Genomic DNA, 15,480 nt, shown 5'->3' on the forward strand with positions numbered 1-15,480 from the left:
CGGTACTGGACGCGCAACCGGTTGTGGGGCTTTCGACAAAAAGCTGTACGAAAAACTGGAGCTTTGCCAGGCTACTGGTATGAAGACGCCGCTTTCCAGAGCAACGCGCCGAGACATCCAGCGATCGCCAGCCAGTACGGTGCAAGGAGCGGCACCGGCGCGATCAACACCGTGAAAGTCACACCGAATACCAGCAAGATCCCGTGCCCGGCGAGATGAAATGACAGCGGGCTGACGTAGCCGGCTGCCGCGGCCCGCACCTTGCGCCGGACTGTCCCATCGATGAACATCGCGATACCGAAGACGAGCGCACCGAGCAGCCAGTACTTCATCACGGTGAGCCGATAGACCATCCGGTACACCAGTCGCCAGAAATTGTGGACCCACCGACTCGCGAAATTCGCCACCCCGCCGTCCTCGATCTGCGAATCGTTCGTCGACTCCATTGACGCCTGTACCAGCCCCGTCTCGACGAAGTACCGCTTGAACGCTCGATTCGTCGCATCGATCGCATCCGCGGTTCGCGCCTCTCCAAGGCTGGCCACAACCGATTCTGCTTCGGCATCCGGGATCGCGAACAACGACGGGTCGGGTAGCGCCGGCATGAGCGCAATCGAGAGCAGCGGCACAAAGAAGAACCACATCTTGATGTGGCCGACAAAGCGGCTACCAGCCATACAGATCTCCCAAGAGGCCACCGAGGAGATAGATCGGCAGGACGATCAGGCCGGCGAGGCCGACATAGAATCGGGCCGGCCGGCGATCGATGAACATCGCCAGTGCATACGCCATCGCGTTCCGGCCCTGCTGGAACTCCTGCGGCGGCGGTGCTGCCGGGTCGTCCTGCGCCGCTGCAGTTGTGATCGCGCGATGCACGGTATGGTCATCGACGCGCGTCAGTATCCGAATCAGAATATGCGTGAGCGACATCGTATTCCTCGAAGTACAGTCGGAAGGTTTCACCCGTCAGCGCGCGTGCCGCAAGCTGGAACGCCGCCGATCGCTGGCTGATGTTCTCCGGGCAGCGCTCGTCGACCATTTCCGGTGCATGCTTGTGGCGCGACTCGAACACGGTCACCGGCTCGAACATAGGCGACCAGACGTGGCAGCGCTCGCCATCGCGCACGACAAAGCGCCGCGCGTACAGCATATGGGCAGACCCGAACAGCCCTTGCATGAATGCGACGTGCGGATCGCCGGTTTTTCGCACGCGCTTGAACGCAGCAAGGCCGTCCACGAACATCTCCTTGACGAGGGGCTCCGCCTTCCCGATGAAGTGCTCACCGACGAACTCCGCGACACGCGTGCACACCAGCTCCAGCTCAGGAGCAAGGGTGAACACCGGGGTGAGGTGGGCAGAGAGCTTGTGCTCGCGAATGATTTTTTTGAATACGGCAGACATGCTTGGTTGTTTAGCCTGTAAGAATTGGAATACGTCCCTGGTACACCGCGCCGCCGGAAATCCGCATGAAGTACTGCAGGTTCGGCAAGCTCTGGATCAGGCGAGTCGGGATCAACGGCACCGCCTCCAGCTGCTGCGACCGCGTCACCGATCCAGTGAACTCGCCGACATGGCCCTCGCTCGCCTTGCTCGTACTGCTGGAGACAATCAGGTTTCGAATCGCGGTATCCCCAACCTTTTTCGAGAACCACTCAGCCGTGTCGGTATCTTCCAAGCGTAAGATGATCTGGTTGTTCAGGTTCCCCAAAACCTGCAGCATTTTTGCGGCATTCCCCAACTTCGCCTCGAGGTCGGCGCGCGTCTGGAATGCCACGAACGCCTTGAAGCCGGCGCCACGACCCTTGTTCAGGATCTGGATCACCTGTTCGTTGATAGCCTCGGCAACCTCGTCAACGATCAGCACCACTTCAGGCGGCTTCTCGTAGAAGTTGTAAATCGCACCGCACACCGCCGACATATCGGCCAGAAGCATTGACGCTACGGCCTTGGCAACGATGCTGTTCGATAGCGAGTCCATGCCGATATGCAAGATCGCCTTCTGACGAATAACCTTCTCGATCGTCCAGATTTCGCGTTCGTCCTCGAAGTCGTCAACCTTCGGCGCGAGCATCAACCCGGTTTCGCCTGTGGCGAGCATCTGCAGCAGGGGCAATGCGGACGCGATGATTCGCATGTAGTGCTCGCGATCGTGAACGTGAGTCGCGATCAGCCCATCGATCGCTTCGTGTCCGCGATCGTTCGCACCAAACCGAGCCTGATACAACGAGATCATCGCGTCGACGCGCGTGGAGCCCGGCTTGTTCGCGATCTTGACGGTGTCCGCCGTGACCAGCTCTTCCCAATCGGTCAGTCCGCTTTCGACGAAGAAACGCTTGAGTGCCTTCTCCAGCAGCGGGTCGATCCCGAGCTGAGCGTACTTGAGGATCGAGCGCAAGTTCGGCTTGTCGCCAATGTACAGTTCCCCGTTCACGGATCGACTAATGAACAGAAACGCGAAATCGCGGAATGGACCTTCCTCCATCAGCTGTGCGATGCGGCTCGGAATCTCGGATGGCTGTGACCAGCTATCCAGCGGTTCAAGCCGAATCGATTCAGACGGCTTGGCCTGATTGAAATAGAGGAACTTCCGGCCCGTTCGTTGCGCTTCGCGCTCAGCGCGCTTCTTCCAGTCCTTATCATTTTTCGGGTCGACGTTGATCAGCACGTCACCGCCGTGGATCACCTGCGTCGATATCACTTCGTATGTCCGGGTCTTCCCGGAACCGGTAGTGCCGCCCACCGCTGTATGGCCGTTCATCGCACGGTAGTGGAACGGCACATAGCCCTTCTTTGCCTCAAGACCATGGATCCACGAGACCCCTTGCGGCTCCAGGTCGCGGATACTGTGCTTTGGTGCGAACAGATTCTCGATCATCCGTTCGAAGTCGCGCCCCACCTTGGTTTTCGGCAGCCACTTAGGCAACCCAGGGATGTCCGTAGTCGGCATCCGCAGGATGTCGTGAGCCATCTGGCAATGCTTCTGCGTCCACTCGAAGCCGGTGCCGAGATACATCGCATTGGCCTCCGCCCGCATGCGAGTCTGTATCGCCAACAGCGTGGGCACCGCAAGAGTCGTCAGCCATTTCGTCGACAAGGCCATACGAAACTTGAGTGCTCGCCACACCTGGCCAGACCGGACGACAAACAGGGCGAGCGCGAAAAGCAGAAACACCCAACCATACGGCATGCCCGAAATCAACAACACCGTGATCGCCATCAGCCAACCGATCACCGCCCGCACCTCGAAGATCGGCCGGAAATGATTGATGTAGCCGTTCATGCTCCACGCTCCTGAATCAGGTCGCCGATGCGCGGCGCCAACGTGACCTCCGTGGGCTCATTGGCGAGCAGCAGGCTCCGGCGCCGCATGTGCTCGATCAGGGTGTCGCTCGCGACGCCATAGCTGCCGATCGTCCGCTTCGAAAGGACGAGTCCCTGATCCGTCCAGCGCACCTTCGCTTTCGCCGTCGAGACGTCCTGCTGCAGCGCCGAAAAGAAGTCCACGATCATGCGTGGTGCGCCTTTCAGCACCTCATCGAAGTGATTGCCGTTCGGCGCGGCTGCGGCCGGCTCGCGGCGAATCTCTACCGGATTTACCGCCGCGGCCGGCGGCGGAAGCTCGAGCGCCATCTGCCGGGCATCTAGGCCCTTCGGTGCCCCGTGCGCAGCCGGCGCTGCCGGCGTCGCCGCCGTCGTCGTGCTATCGGCGGCGGGAGTCGGCAGCGATCCGGGAACCGACGGCGTGCTACCGCCGCCAACAACGAGCGCCGGCGCGAGATCTGCTGTCGCCGGCTGCGCCGGTGCCGGCGTGGGCTTTGGCGTGGCCACCGTCGACGCCGCCTCGACCTTCGGCTCCAGTTCCGCCGCCACGTGGATAGCAGAGGGAACTGCAAACGTCACCGGCTCGAAAACCGCCCGCTGCGCCTTCCGATCGAAATCAGCAGCCGTCGCAACCGCTTGCCGCACCACTTTGTGGGTCAGCGACTCGACGCCCATCGAGCTCTGCGTCGGGTTGATGGCTCCGAATATCTCGGCCTGAACTTCGGTATCGAGCCCCCCGAGCAATTCGCTGCCGACCAGCGCATGCGCCAGCATGCCGGTCCGCATCCGTTCGATGGGAAGCGGCGTAGCGCGACGCGTCACACGGTAGCTCGCGCCGGCCAGCCACGGCCCGACCGCACCGTGGACGGACGGGTTCCAGACCTGGCGGTCCGTCGCACGCTCGACATCGAAATGACGATACGGCTCATCTAGGCCCGAGCAGATCGCCGCGAGAAACACGCCGAAGTTGTATTGCGGTTCAATCCGACGACGACGCTCCGACGGTAGGTTCGTGCCAAACTTCAGCCCGCCCGACAGCCGCATCGCGTAGAACGCGGTTTCGACTGTCCAACGGAAAGCGCCGGCCGGCTCGCGGTACAGCTCCGGGCTGAAGGGCACGGACGAAAACCAGTCTGCACACCGCCGGATAAGCACCATCCACCTTCGATCGAACTCGGCGCGTGACGTCTCGTTCGCGCACTGCGCGATGAGATCGATACGGCGTTCGTTGCGGCCAATAAGGTCTCCGGCGTCGGCCGGCTCGAAAAGGCGTGCGTCCGTCATCAAGCCATGCCCTTCGTTGCAAGCTTCGTCAGACCCTTGATCGCCCCGCCGCTGGCATTCGCACCGCCGCCAAACATCGAAGCGAACTTCGGAATCTCGAATGCGAGGATCAACACGAAAATCGAAAGATCCAGCGTCAAGGACCCCGCATATGGCGTCGTCAAGCCTTTCGAGATCGTGTTGCTGAACGACGTCGCCAATGTCGCCGTCATCAACCGTTGAAGGATCGACGCGACGACCATGTACATGCCCGCGCTGATCGTGAAATCCAGCCAGCTCTTGAAATAGCCTCGCGTAAACTCGGACATGCCGAGCGAAAACGCGATTTTTCCCAAAACAATCGCGACCGCCATCTGGATCGTCCCAAGCGAGATGAAGAACAGGAAGACCAAGGCGGCGACCATCAGCAACGCCCAGGAAATCAGCAACGGCAAAAGGTTGATCAGCAGCGCCATATAGTTCCACCAGTGCTCTGCCTTCAACGCTTCAATCACCGCGTCGAAAATCGCGCCCGCAGACTTCACCATCGCCATGGGCAACGACTCGGCGTCCGTCCCGGAGACCGCAATCGCCATTTCATTGAACCACTTGTAGAAGCCCGGTGCCCACTTCCCGTACGACACGTACACCGCTGCAAAGATGCCGAGGATCGCTAGATCTTCGAATACGCTTCCCCAAGCCGCGACCGGATCCCGGGTCGCCGCGAACCGAATCCACGCCAACACGAAAGTGATCACGGCCAGACCGCCGGCCATCTTGTCCGAGTACTTGTCGAGCGTCTTGCTCAGCTCAACCGCGAGATCGATCAGATCCTTCAGCAGCTTCGTGATCTCTTCGATCGCCGCGGTCGCACCCTTCGCGACCTCGCCCTTGACGTAGCTCGAACTCCAACCCGAGGGCATCATGTCCTTGATCTTGTCCCAGGCTCCCGCGTTCGCCACGGTGGGCAGTGCGAGCGCTAGAACGATCAAGCCACGCATGAGCCACATGCGAATTGCGCGGGCACTCATTGCTCGGTGACCCCGTACGCGGCTCGCTCGGCCTGTTGCTTGGAAATGAACTTCTCCGCGTCCGCAGCCTTTTCCTTGTCGTCCTCGGCCTGTTGCGCGTCCTTCTGGGCGTCCTTCTGAGCCTTCGCCGCATTCAGCTGCAGGATGTCCGCGTTCTGGCTCGTCACGATATCGAGGTAGTGCGTCGTGATCTCGGCCGTCGCCTGTTGGGTCGGCGACATCGATAGCTCGGATTGCAGTTCCTGACGACGCTTTGCCATCTCGTCGGTGTGCTGCATGATGTTCGAGCCCATCTGAAACAGGGTCCGCGCCACCTTGTCATTCTGTTGAACCAGGGTGTTCATGTCCGCAAACCACTGCGCGTTCGACTTTCCTGATCGTGTGACTAACCCCTGCACCTGAGTGACCCATTCACCGCCTTTCTTCAGGTCGCCGTAGAGCCCTTGCAGCGTGCCGACGAGCCCCTTCACCTTGTTGATATCGCCCGTGATCTGGTCATACGCAGCCTTCCACGCGGTCGGGTTCAGGTTCTTTGCCTGGAGCAGATCGTTCACCATCATCTGGTACTGGTACAGGATGTTGGTGTTCTGGTAGATCTCGCCCTTGACGGCCTTGGCCGCCGAAATGACGTTCTGCACATAGTTGATCGGGTCGAATACTTCGAGCGCCGACGCGTGCTTGGCGACGAAGAGGGAAGCCGCGAACGCCGCGGCGCGAAGGGTCGGCGAGAGTTTCATCGTGGGACCTTTCAGTCGAAGGATCGAAGTGCCGTACTAGCGTCGCACGGCGTCGTAGGAGCGTCTTGCTGCTGTTGCCGAGGCGGCCGTTGCCGGCCGCCCGCCGGCGCCACCAGGCGCACGCGAACAGGCGTCCCGATGACGATCTGGTCGATTTCGTCAGCTGTGAGCGCAAAGAGGTCGCGGTACAACGACTGCACGTTGAGAGTCGGATTGAGCTTCATTCGGTTCCTGTCAGTCGACGGTTGCCATTTCCTGCAGATAGTCTTCGGCCCAGTTCGGGGAGCCCGTGGCCAGGTGCTTGTCCAGAGTGCGCTGGGCCGCGCCGTCCGCGCGCAAGATCGCGAGTGCTTCCTTCGGGAATTTGGCCTGCAGCATCCGCGAGTGATCCGGGGTGACCCATAGGTAATCGCGGTTGGGAACGCCCTCGCTGATCATGTCGATCTGGTCGTCGGTCAGCCCAAACACATCGCGGTAGAGGCGCTTGTTGTTCCGGGCATCACGGTTCGGCAGGAAGAAGAAGTTCTGGATGTTCTCCTTCAAGATTTCGAAGTTCGGGACGCGTTCAAGCTGGCTCAGCGACTGGGTCGCCATGACGAGCGTGCCGTTCAGCCCGCGGATCGTCACAGCCCACATTTCCAGACGTGCATAGAAGCGCGGGTACCGGAAAAAGAAGCCGCACTCCTCAACCTCAATGATCGTGACGCGCTTGCCATCCAGCCATTGCGAGATCCGGTAGAAGGCATAGTCCATGAACAGCGCCGCCGCGACCGGGTAGCTTTCGAACAGTTCGCCCATCTCGATCGCCAGATCGTCCGAAAGAGAGAACGCGTCTTCGAAGTGATCGAAGAATCGACCGTTCTTCTCCCCGTTCGTCCAGATTTGCAGGCGCTCGCGCAACTCGACGGGCAACAGCGTGGTCAGAAACGTCAGCGTCCAGAACTCCCGGCCATACCCTTGCGCCAGCGTGACGACCCGCTCATAAATCGTGCGCTGCTGTTGCGGGGTGCAGATAAAGTCCTCGCCGTCACCTTCGATTGCCATCTGAACCCAATCCGACACGTACGTGTAGTGCCGAGGGTCGGCCAGCAGGGATAGCGGATTGACCTGTGTCGCCGCCGCAAACTTGCCCGTTGCATCGACGAATTTGCCGCCAGCAAACACGGTTGGGATGCGCGTCGACCGGTTCTTATCGAACTTGATGCGGCGCGGTTGGAACCGCCCGGTTTGCGAGACGAGAAAATTGAGGAAGATGGTCTTGCCGGCGCCGATCGGGCCAACGATCAGCGTGTGAGACTTTCCGCTTGGATCGTGCAACGTGACGCGCTGCAAGGTCCGATGGCGCGTCGGTAGAAGCGTCAGCGGGCCGACCCTCTGTCCGAGCTGCTGCGTGAGCCATTGGTTGACGTCGCTCCCTTCCGCAACGCCACGCACGGGCGCAATGTCCGAGACCACCGGCGTCTCAACGAACTGCAGCCGCTTCTGCTGGTCCCACCTCCCGGGCAGCGTCGATGCCCATGCTGCGGGGAGGTTCCGCTTCTCGACCAGCACGCCGAAGCCAGCGTTGCCAATGCGACCGACGATCTCGCGCGCGTTGTCATCGCACTCGTCGATCGTATCTCCGTAGACGACTACTGAGATATTGACGAAGCCGTACTGCTGGCCGTCAGCGATCAGGCGCGCCAGTGCGTTCTCCGCCTCCTCGGCGAGGATCTCGCGCCCCTTCTCGTTCTCCATGCTTTCCTTCTTCTCATCTTTCGAGAAGAAGCTCTTCAGCACCTTGACCGGACTGAACGCTGCCACCTTGTAGAACTTGCGCATCCTCTCGATGTACACCTGCGCCTTGCTGGTCGACAGGAATCGAAACATCACGCACACGTCGAACTCTGAATCGACGTCCGCGAGCACATCGAGCGCGGCCTCTTGAAAGCCCATCCACTCTTTCACAGCGATGATCTTGCCGTACCTTGTGCCGTAAGCCGACTCGAACATGATGTGTTCCGCACCGTACGTCACGAAGCTTTCCGTCAAGTGCGTATCGAGCATCGTCACGGGGTAACGTACGCGTCGCGGCGGAACTGAGGGGTTGGCCGTCTGGTGCAAAAAGCCCAGCGCGTTCTGCAGTTGAAGCCGCTTCATCTTAAGGCGTGCCACGCCCCCTTTAAACGCGTCCAGTATGCCTTCGAAGCGCTTGATATCCGACGTGATTCGCTCCATGTCGAACACGAACGCACTGCGCGCGAACACCATATCCTTGATGGTCTCGAGCAAGGCGATCGGTACCGACTTGCCCCCCACCGTGATGTGATAGGCGATCTTCTCGAAAAGCTTATTGATCCCCGTCTCAGGCGTGTAGGCGAGGGCGAGCGAGTGGGTGTTTCTGAAGTACCTTCCGCTCCCCACGCTCTTCTGGTTGATTGCGTCAACGTGCTGATCCATCGCCGACTCGAAGCGTCCACCGATCTCGCCCCGAACGCGGCGATGCGACATACGCCACCATGCGGTGATTCGATGATCGAAGTTCTTGCAAGCGTGGTCGAGGTTGTCGCGGGCGGCCGATATCTCGTCAGTGTTCGGGCTGTCCGCATCCACGCCTTCGAACGTGTATAGCGCTAACAACGACCCATCTTTGTCGAGAACGGTTTCCGGGGTAACCATCGTCGCCCACGGAGCGATTTCCTGAATCGCTCGACGCTTCGGTTTCGCGCTCACAGCGGAAGCTCCTGATCAAATCCATACGGCCGCCGAAATCGGGCGGCGACATCGGAGGTATGCAGTGGCTCGTGCACGTCCGGATACCGGTTGTAGACGACCAGCACCTCCTTCCACCACGGATCGCTTGAAGACAGCCAGCGCAGGATCCAATGCACTACGATCCCGACGACAAGATAGGTCGGTGACATGCTGCTGTAGCAAAGCAGCGTCGTCAGCGTGCCGTTGGCGATCGCGAGGCCGCGATCGGCGCCGCCCATCTGGCGCGGCAACGACAGCGACCGGCTGACTTTCTTCCGTTCACGCACAGGTGTAGTTGATCTTCAGCTGGTTCTTTACGATAGGGAGCGCACACGACGCAACGCCCAAACCCACGACAATGGTCGAGAGGAACTTCCCGAAGTTGCTTTCGGAATTCGAGATCATGACCGCGCCGACGATGATCATCACGATGCCGATTCCGAACAGCCACGGCCCACTGACGTAGGCCTGAATCAGGCAGATGAAGTTGGCCGCGTTACCAAGGTCCCCGAGATCGACCGCCCTCGCGGCCGGCGCAGCAAACGTGAGCAGTAGTGCGATCAAAGTCGAGAGCCGGTTGCCACGACCGAACAGATAGTGACTGGTCTCCGTCACTTTCTTACGGACCAGCGAACACAACGTTTGAATGTGCTTCTTCATCGGAAAACCCCGTGTGGTTAGAAAACGCGTTCGAGGACGTAGTCCCCGTCTTTGAAACCTTTTATCGCCAGTACTTCGGAGACGTGGCGCAGCTCGCCCGTGCGACGAAGGTGGATGACGTAGTGGAAGCAATCGGCGATCGCCTTGCGCATGTCGGAGAGCTCCCACCGGCTTCCGGGCGGGACTCCCAACATTGCGAGGCTCTCGAGGCGAGTCAGCCCGCCGCGCGCATCGTTCGAGTGAATCGAACCCATGCCGCCGTCGTGGCCAGTGCTCAGCGCCTGGATGAAGTCGTACGCTTCCCCGCCGCGCACTTCGCCGACGATGATTCGGTCGGGCCGGAACCGCAGGCAAAGCGCGACGAGCACCTGCGCGGTCACTCCCTTATCAAGGTTCGAGAGCAAGCGAACGAGGTTCGGAACCGTTAACTTCAGTTCCTTCGTGTCTTCGATCGTGATGACACGCTCGTCAGTCGGAATCGCGCCGTTGAGTGCGTTGAGGAACGTCGTTTTGCCGGTAGAGGTTCCGCCCGCTACCAAGACGTTGGCGCGGCTCCTCACCATTTGGACGAATGCTTCTTCCAGCACCTCGTTCTCAGCGCCCGCGGGGAAAATTGCCCGCTCTGCCTCGCGTCGCGCGTGCACACGGGAGAACGCCCCGAGCCGGGTGTAGTCGCCCAACACCAGATTCGTTTCACGATGCCGACGTATCGCGAGCGCATCTCCGTCGATGGCCGTCGGTTTCATTACTGCGGCGATCCGGAGGTTGTCGTGCCCTGCGTTGATGATCCCCTGCGCGGTTCCCCTCAGCGCCGACTTCTCGACGGAGGCCGCGAGCGAATGGATAGCGCCGGTCAATGTCATCGGATTGAACTGGGCGTCCAGGCGATGCATCACGCCCCGCTCTTCGACCCAGATGTTGCCCGCGTTGTTGATCAACACTTCGGCGACATTCGGGCTAGTTAGCGGTTCTTCGATCAGCTTCAACGACTCGAAGAACAGCCTCACGGCGTTCTCTTCGAGTCGTGCGACCTTCAGGAAGGGACTTTCGGCAATTTCAGACATGCAGCTATTGTTCAAGCTGGCACATCCGCCAATCGCCCGAAAGAATGGCTAAATTGAGCAGCTTTCGCGCTCCGGGCGGACCGCGTCGTAACGCTCTCAAAGCGCGGACTCTGGCGCAACTGGTTGAGGGGGCAAACCCGAAATGCTCCAGAAAAACGTATAGCTTTCTCCCCTTTCTATCGTCCGCGCCGATGGCATGCGTTTGCGAAGGACGAAAAAAAACCCGGTCACGAGGACCGGGTGTGTTTCAGGAAATAGCGCGCCATCGCAGCCGCTCAGCAGACGACTTCGATCGTCTCGCCGAACGGCGCGCGCCGGGCACGCATCAGCGGTGTCGTCGACGCCCATAGAACCGGGTAAGCCGGCTCCTCGGACGGGAACGTACCTTCCATGTCGGTCAGGTACACGAGAAACGCCGGTTCGATCTCCTCGCCCTTGATCCGTCGAAACGGATCGATGAACGAGGTGCCGCCACCGCCCTTCAGCTGCGCCAGCTCGACCGGCTCGCCGCGCTCGAATACCTGAACCTGGGTCACGCGCACGTCGCAATCCATCACGATCAGGCGCCGCGGGCGGACCGCATCGGCGACGGCCAGAATTTCGGCCGCAAATTGCGCCTGCGTTTCATCCCAGACTGAGCCGCTGGCATCGCGTACAAACACCGCGTCGCCCACCGCCGGCTCGTTCAGCGACGGCAGATACATCCCGAGGTGGAGGTAACGACGATTCGGCTGCGCCCACGTATAGTCGGTCGGCGCCGCGTCCTGCGCAAAGCGATGCAGGAGCGAACGCCAGTCGACGACCGCAGCGACGGCCTGCGCGACCGCGGCTTGCAGCGACCCGCCGAAATTGCCGCAAGCCTGCGCTGCCTTGGCCGCCTGCAGCACGGCCACCTTCCACTCAGCTTCCTTCGCCGCCTTGTCGGGCCCGGTGTGCTGCCGAACCTCGCAGCACGTTTGCGGTGTATTGGACGGGTGGTCATCGGCGCTTGATTGCATCTCCGAGGCGCCTGACGACTGCGGTAGACCGTCACCGGCCGCTACAGCCGATGGCTGCCCGCTGTCGGCGCTACGAGATTCCCCAGTATTGGACGAACTACGACTTTTGCGACGCTCCTGCTGCCGCTCATGCAACCGCATGCCGTAGATCTCTTCAGCCGAGCGCCCGAAGAAACGCGGATCAACTAGGACACTGGGTGGCAAACGCAACCCTGCGCCAAGAACAATCGACGCAACCGCAAAAGTGCACGCCTCGTCCCATCCTGCTGGATCACGATACCCCCGTCGCCAACAATGTCCGTTCGCGACGTGCCACACCCCCGTGGCAAGTACGCCACGCACCTCCAGGTCGGAAAGCCCTGATGCATAGGCCGGGTTGTAGCCCAACGTCTCACCGTCCGTCCAGAACGCATCGCAGGACGGATCTTCTCGCACCTCGAGGCGTAGGGACAACGCGCCGACGAACGGGTGATCGAGGACAAGAGCGGTCCGCTGTTTTGCTATACGTGCGTCCATAGCGGCCTCACGCAGCAACCAACAACGACAGGGTCGTCGCCGACTGATCCGGAATCTGGTCAGTCAACGGCGCCGCCGGCGCGCCGCCCATGAAAGCCGCCATCAGCCCTTCGATCTCGCTTGCCTTGCTGGCAACCTGCGACCGGAGCACCCGCGACTCCTTCAGATCCGCCCCGTTGTGCGCGGCGAGATGCTGCTTCGCCTCCGCGAGGATGTGCGCGAGCTTCGGGTCGTCGCTGAAATTCAGCTTCGGCAGCAGGTCGCACAACTCGCGCACATGGTTCGCGACGTCAAGACGGACATTGCCAGTCGCGTACAGGCGAGATGCCATCGTCGACACCGCCTCGTACAATCGGCCAACCAGGTCGTTGTTCGCGGTCTGGATCGATGCCATCGCGTGCTCGTCAATCTCCGTGCGCAACGTGGTCAGGACATCGCTCGGCAAATCGACACCGAACTGGCTGGCGTCCGGAAACGGCAGTACGGACAGCTTGACGCCGAACTTGCCCTTCAGCTCGGCCAGAGTGGGGTAGTCCGCCTCGTTGTATAGGGTGTTCATCTCGGCCCTCGCCTGTTCCTTCAGGTCGAGGTAGTTCGTCAGGAAGATCGACACCGCGAGATCGAACTCGTCTTTCATCGCGCGCAGCCGCTCGGCCAGCTCCATATAGACCATGGTCGGCAGCAGCCGCACGCCCAGCTGGTCGTACTTCAGCGTCCGACTGTAGTAGTGCGAGCGGATCCGATTGCCGATCGACACCACTTCGGCGTAGCTCGGCGCGTACTCCGGCAGCAAGCGCTTGTTGAAGCGCCCGATGCCGCGCGTGTGATGGCTTTTCTCGACCTCTTCGGTGACCTTCCCGTCATAGCGACGAGCGACCCACGTGGAAATCGCAACGGACGACAGCATGACCTTGGACCGCAGATCGGTGATGTTCATGAATGGCTCCAGATAGACACAAAATTTCGAGACAAAAAAAGCCACGGACCGAAACCGGCCGTGGCAACAGGGAAAGGCACTACAGGGTTTGAACGTGGTTACTCGCCGCGAATGATCTTGCCGATCTCCCCACCTTGCGCACGAATGAACGCGTGGTGGCTTTGCAGATCGGGCTTGCGCGCGATCGAGTCACGCACCAGCACCGCCGTGAACTCACGACGCTCGGCGCCAACGAGGCGTTCCGCGTACTGCAGAACTCGGTCGAAGTTGCCATCGCTCGCCTTGTGCGCGAGCGCCGCAGTTACCGCGTACAGGATGCTGGGCTCGTCCGGGACTACGCCCCGGCTCGGGTCCAACAGGATTGCGTCGACCGACGGCAGAGCACGATAGATTGAAAGAAAGCTGATCAGCTCAGCGCCGGCACCTTCACCGACCGTCGCCTTGATTGCGTCATCCAGCAAATCGGCTGGAACGGCTGGCATCGTCTTCGCGAGAAAGCCCCATTTCCGGGGACTTGCCGACGCGACGATATCGCGGCTGCTGCGGGCCTCCCAGAGCAAGTCCGGTCGGAAGCGCAGAAACGCGATCAGCTCGGGCGGAACGTTCTGCCGTACCGCCCAGGCCGTCCAGTCTTCGACCGTGGCTTCGAGCTCGACGACCGCTGCAAAACGCGAGATCAGCGGATCGAGGATCCCGGTGACACCCGCGTTGTCGCTGCGCCGATTCGTGGCTGCGATGAACGTGACGCAGTCGGGCAACTGGTGCTCACCGATGCGGCGTGCGAGCAGCAGTTGCATCTTGGCCGCCTGCACCGCCGGCGACGCCTGCCCGAGGTCGTCGAGAAACCAGACCAGCGGCCGCGTCGCCGAAAGCGCGCGTTCGAGGTCGCCGAAAGGCAAGAATCGAGCATGCCTGCCGTCGGCCGACGGAAACGGCAAACCCTTCGAGTCGGTCGGATCTTCGACAACCGGGTGGCTGATGAGAAGGTCGTGCTCCGCCTCCGCGGTGGCAGCTTCGACGATGTCGGATTTGCCAATCCCAGGCCGACCAGTAATCAGCACCGGAAGGCGCTTCGGGATGTAGGTGGCGAGCAGCTGGGTGAGGCGTGCGGGAGAGAGTTTCATGGGGGCCTTGAATGAAAGAGCCCCACGGGAATCGCGCCCGGCAGGGACGTGACCCTGCGGGGCGATTGAAGATGCCGCGACGCGGCGATACCATGCGTCCTGAGACGCGAGTTGATGCCTACGAATGTGCGCCGATGAGCGCTGCGGCCTGCGTCGACGTCAGCGATGATCGCGGGACGCACGTGGCGCGGTTCACGATCATGACACCGTAGACGTCAGCGAGAACCCGGGCATCGGCACAGAGAACGATGAGCTCGTCGGGCCCGGTCGGCGCCGGCGAGCAGTTGCGCCACACTTTGATTGCCGCCTCGATCTCGACGATCGACACGGCATCAGGAGGCGATGGATTGGAAGTTTCAGATTGGTTCACGGGTGACCTCAGAAGTGTCGCCCCGTGAAAGACGCCCGGCGGGACGTGATTCCCTGGGGCTGGAAGTGGCCGCATTGCGGCGGATTCGATGCGTCGGTGACGCGGTGAGTAAAGCCAGTGTAGGAGCCGCGATCCTGCGAGCAGGCCGGAAAGATCGAGAAATTCACGGGGCTTAGAGACCCTCACGTTCCGAATGGACGAAAAAAAACCGGCGCACGAGGCGCCGGTTGTTCAATGGCGAGTGGCGAACCACCTCTTACGTCCCAAGCAGGTCGCCCTGAACGTTCACCATCGGAAGGACTGCATCACGGATCTCAGCGTCGCGCTCACGCATCCGTCGGGTTCGCTCCTCGCCGACACCGTTGTGCTTTTCGACCACATAGATGAAGTACAGTGGCGTTGCCGGTCCGCGCCACGCACTCCATTCGGCCATGATTCGCGCTCGGATCTCCGGCTCGCACGCGAAGTAGGACGCACGACCGGCCCGCCAATGTCTCGCGTCGAGATCGCGCATCACCTGCTCACTCTGGCGCGCCCTATCGATTCTCAGCGCCTTCTCCGCGTCGACGTCGGTCTCGGGTGCCGGCGCGAGCTGATCTGCGAACAGCGGGCAGTCACGCTCGAGCTTCCGAGCAACACGTTTGTGCCGATTGAGAAACGCCTGTTCCTTTCGGCGGGTCCAGACATAGTCTCCGTACCGCACGGTTCGATCGAATCGCATGTTT

Annotated in this window: 17 protein-coding genes; all 17 read right to left on the minus strand. The window is 61.0% G+C overall.

Annotation, left to right across the window (positions count from 1 at the left end; translation table 11 throughout):
* Positions 1 to 71: 71 nt before the first annotated feature.
* Positions 72 to 677: a DUF4400 domain-containing protein gene (locus tag CFB39_RS37780; protein WP_089476875.1), complete on the minus strand. Its 606-nt coding sequence runs from the start codon at positions 675 to 677 to the stop codon at positions 72 to 74.
* On the minus strand, positions 667 to 930 hold the full coding sequence (locus tag CFB39_RS37785) for a hypothetical protein (protein ID WP_089476876.1): 264 nt from the start codon (positions 928 to 930) through the stop codon (positions 667 to 669). Before CFB39_RS37785 ends, CFB39_RS37780 begins: the two co-directional genes overlap by 11 nt.
* On the minus strand, positions 884 to 1,402 hold the full coding sequence (locus CFB39_RS37790; protein WP_060221180.1) for a hypothetical protein: 519 nt from the start codon (positions 1,400 to 1,402) through the stop codon (positions 884 to 886). The genes CFB39_RS37785 and CFB39_RS37790 overlap by 47 nt, the downstream gene beginning before the upstream one ends.
* Positions 1,403 to 1,412: 10 nt before the next feature.
* A complete protein-coding gene (gene traD, locus CFB39_RS37795) occupies positions 1,413 to 3,281 on the minus strand; it encodes a conjugative transfer system coupling protein TraD (protein WP_089476877.1) in 1,869 nt (622 codons plus the stop codon).
* Complete coding sequence (locus tag CFB39_RS37800) at positions 3,278 to 4,606, minus strand: TraI domain-containing protein (protein ID WP_089476878.1); 1,329 nt, start codon at positions 4,604 to 4,606, stop codon at positions 3,278 to 3,280. Before CFB39_RS37800 ends, traD begins: the two co-directional genes overlap by 4 nt.
* On the minus strand, positions 4,606 to 5,595 hold the full coding sequence (locus CFB39_RS37805; RefSeq protein ID WP_373452773.1) for a type IV secretion system protein: 990 nt from the start codon (positions 5,593 to 5,595) through the stop codon (positions 4,606 to 4,608). The genes CFB39_RS37800 and CFB39_RS37805 overlap by 1 nt, the downstream gene beginning before the upstream one ends.
* Positions 5,596 to 5,612: 17 nt before the next feature.
* Positions 5,613 to 6,353, minus strand: a complete 741-nt coding sequence (locus tag CFB39_RS37810) for a type VI secretion protein (protein WP_089476880.1) — start codon at positions 6,351 to 6,353, stop codon at positions 5,613 to 5,615.
* Positions 6,354 to 6,364: 11 nt separating this feature from the next.
* On the minus strand, positions 6,365 to 6,577 hold the full coding sequence (locus CFB39_RS37815; protein ID WP_089476881.1) for a hypothetical protein: 213 nt from the start codon (positions 6,575 to 6,577) through the stop codon (positions 6,365 to 6,367).
* A gap of 10 nt (positions 6,578 to 6,587) precedes the next feature.
* Positions 6,588 to 9,065, minus strand: a complete 2,478-nt coding sequence (locus CFB39_RS37820; protein WP_089476882.1) for a VirB4 family type IV secretion system protein — start codon at positions 9,063 to 9,065, stop codon at positions 6,588 to 6,590.
* Complete coding sequence (locus tag CFB39_RS37825; protein ID WP_089476883.1) at positions 9,062 to 9,373, minus strand: VirB3 family type IV secretion system protein; 312 nt, start codon at positions 9,371 to 9,373, stop codon at positions 9,062 to 9,064. The genes CFB39_RS37820 and CFB39_RS37825 overlap by 4 nt, the downstream gene beginning before the upstream one ends.
* Positions 9,366 to 9,746, minus strand: a complete 381-nt coding sequence (locus CFB39_RS37830; protein WP_060321674.1) for a TrbC/VirB2 family protein — start codon at positions 9,744 to 9,746, stop codon at positions 9,366 to 9,368. Before CFB39_RS37830 ends, CFB39_RS37825 begins: the two co-directional genes overlap by 8 nt.
* 17 nt (positions 9,747 to 9,763) lie before the next feature.
* Positions 9,764 to 10,810 (minus strand): CpaF family protein, encoded by a 1,047-nt coding sequence (locus CFB39_RS37835; RefSeq protein WP_060321675.1) that lies wholly within the window; start codon positions 10,808 to 10,810, stop codon positions 9,764 to 9,766.
* A gap of 275 nt (positions 10,811 to 11,085) precedes the next feature.
* The gene (locus tag CFB39_RS37840; RefSeq protein ID WP_089476937.1) at positions 11,086 to 12,324 is read right to left on the minus strand and encodes a VWA-like domain-containing protein; all 1,239 of its coding nucleotides are present in this window, start codon (positions 12,322 to 12,324) and stop codon (positions 11,086 to 11,088) included.
* 7 nt (positions 12,325 to 12,331) lie between these two features.
* Positions 12,332 to 13,261, minus strand: coding sequence for a hypothetical protein (locus CFB39_RS37845; RefSeq protein WP_089476884.1), 930 nt, complete (start codon positions 13,259 to 13,261; stop codon positions 12,332 to 12,334).
* A gap of 98 nt (positions 13,262 to 13,359) precedes the next feature.
* The gene (locus tag CFB39_RS37850; protein WP_089476885.1) at positions 13,360 to 14,385 is read right to left on the minus strand and encodes an ATP-binding protein; all 1,026 of its coding nucleotides are present in this window, start codon (positions 14,383 to 14,385) and stop codon (positions 13,360 to 13,362) included.
* Between the two features lie 118 nt (positions 14,386 to 14,503).
* A complete protein-coding gene (locus tag CFB39_RS37855; protein ID WP_089476886.1) occupies positions 14,504 to 14,755 on the minus strand; it encodes a DUF3717 domain-containing protein in 252 nt (83 codons plus the stop codon).
* Between the two features lie 256 nt (positions 14,756 to 15,011).
* The gene (locus CFB39_RS37860; RefSeq protein ID WP_060321686.1) at positions 15,012 to 15,476 is read right to left on the minus strand and encodes a hypothetical protein; all 465 of its coding nucleotides are present in this window, start codon (positions 15,474 to 15,476) and stop codon (positions 15,012 to 15,014) included.
* Between the last annotated feature and the right edge of the window lie 4 nt (positions 15,477 to 15,480).

This window comes from Burkholderia sp. AU6039 (genome assembly GCF_002223365.1).
GTDB lineage: Bacteria > Pseudomonadota > Gammaproteobacteria > Burkholderiales > Burkholderiaceae > Burkholderia.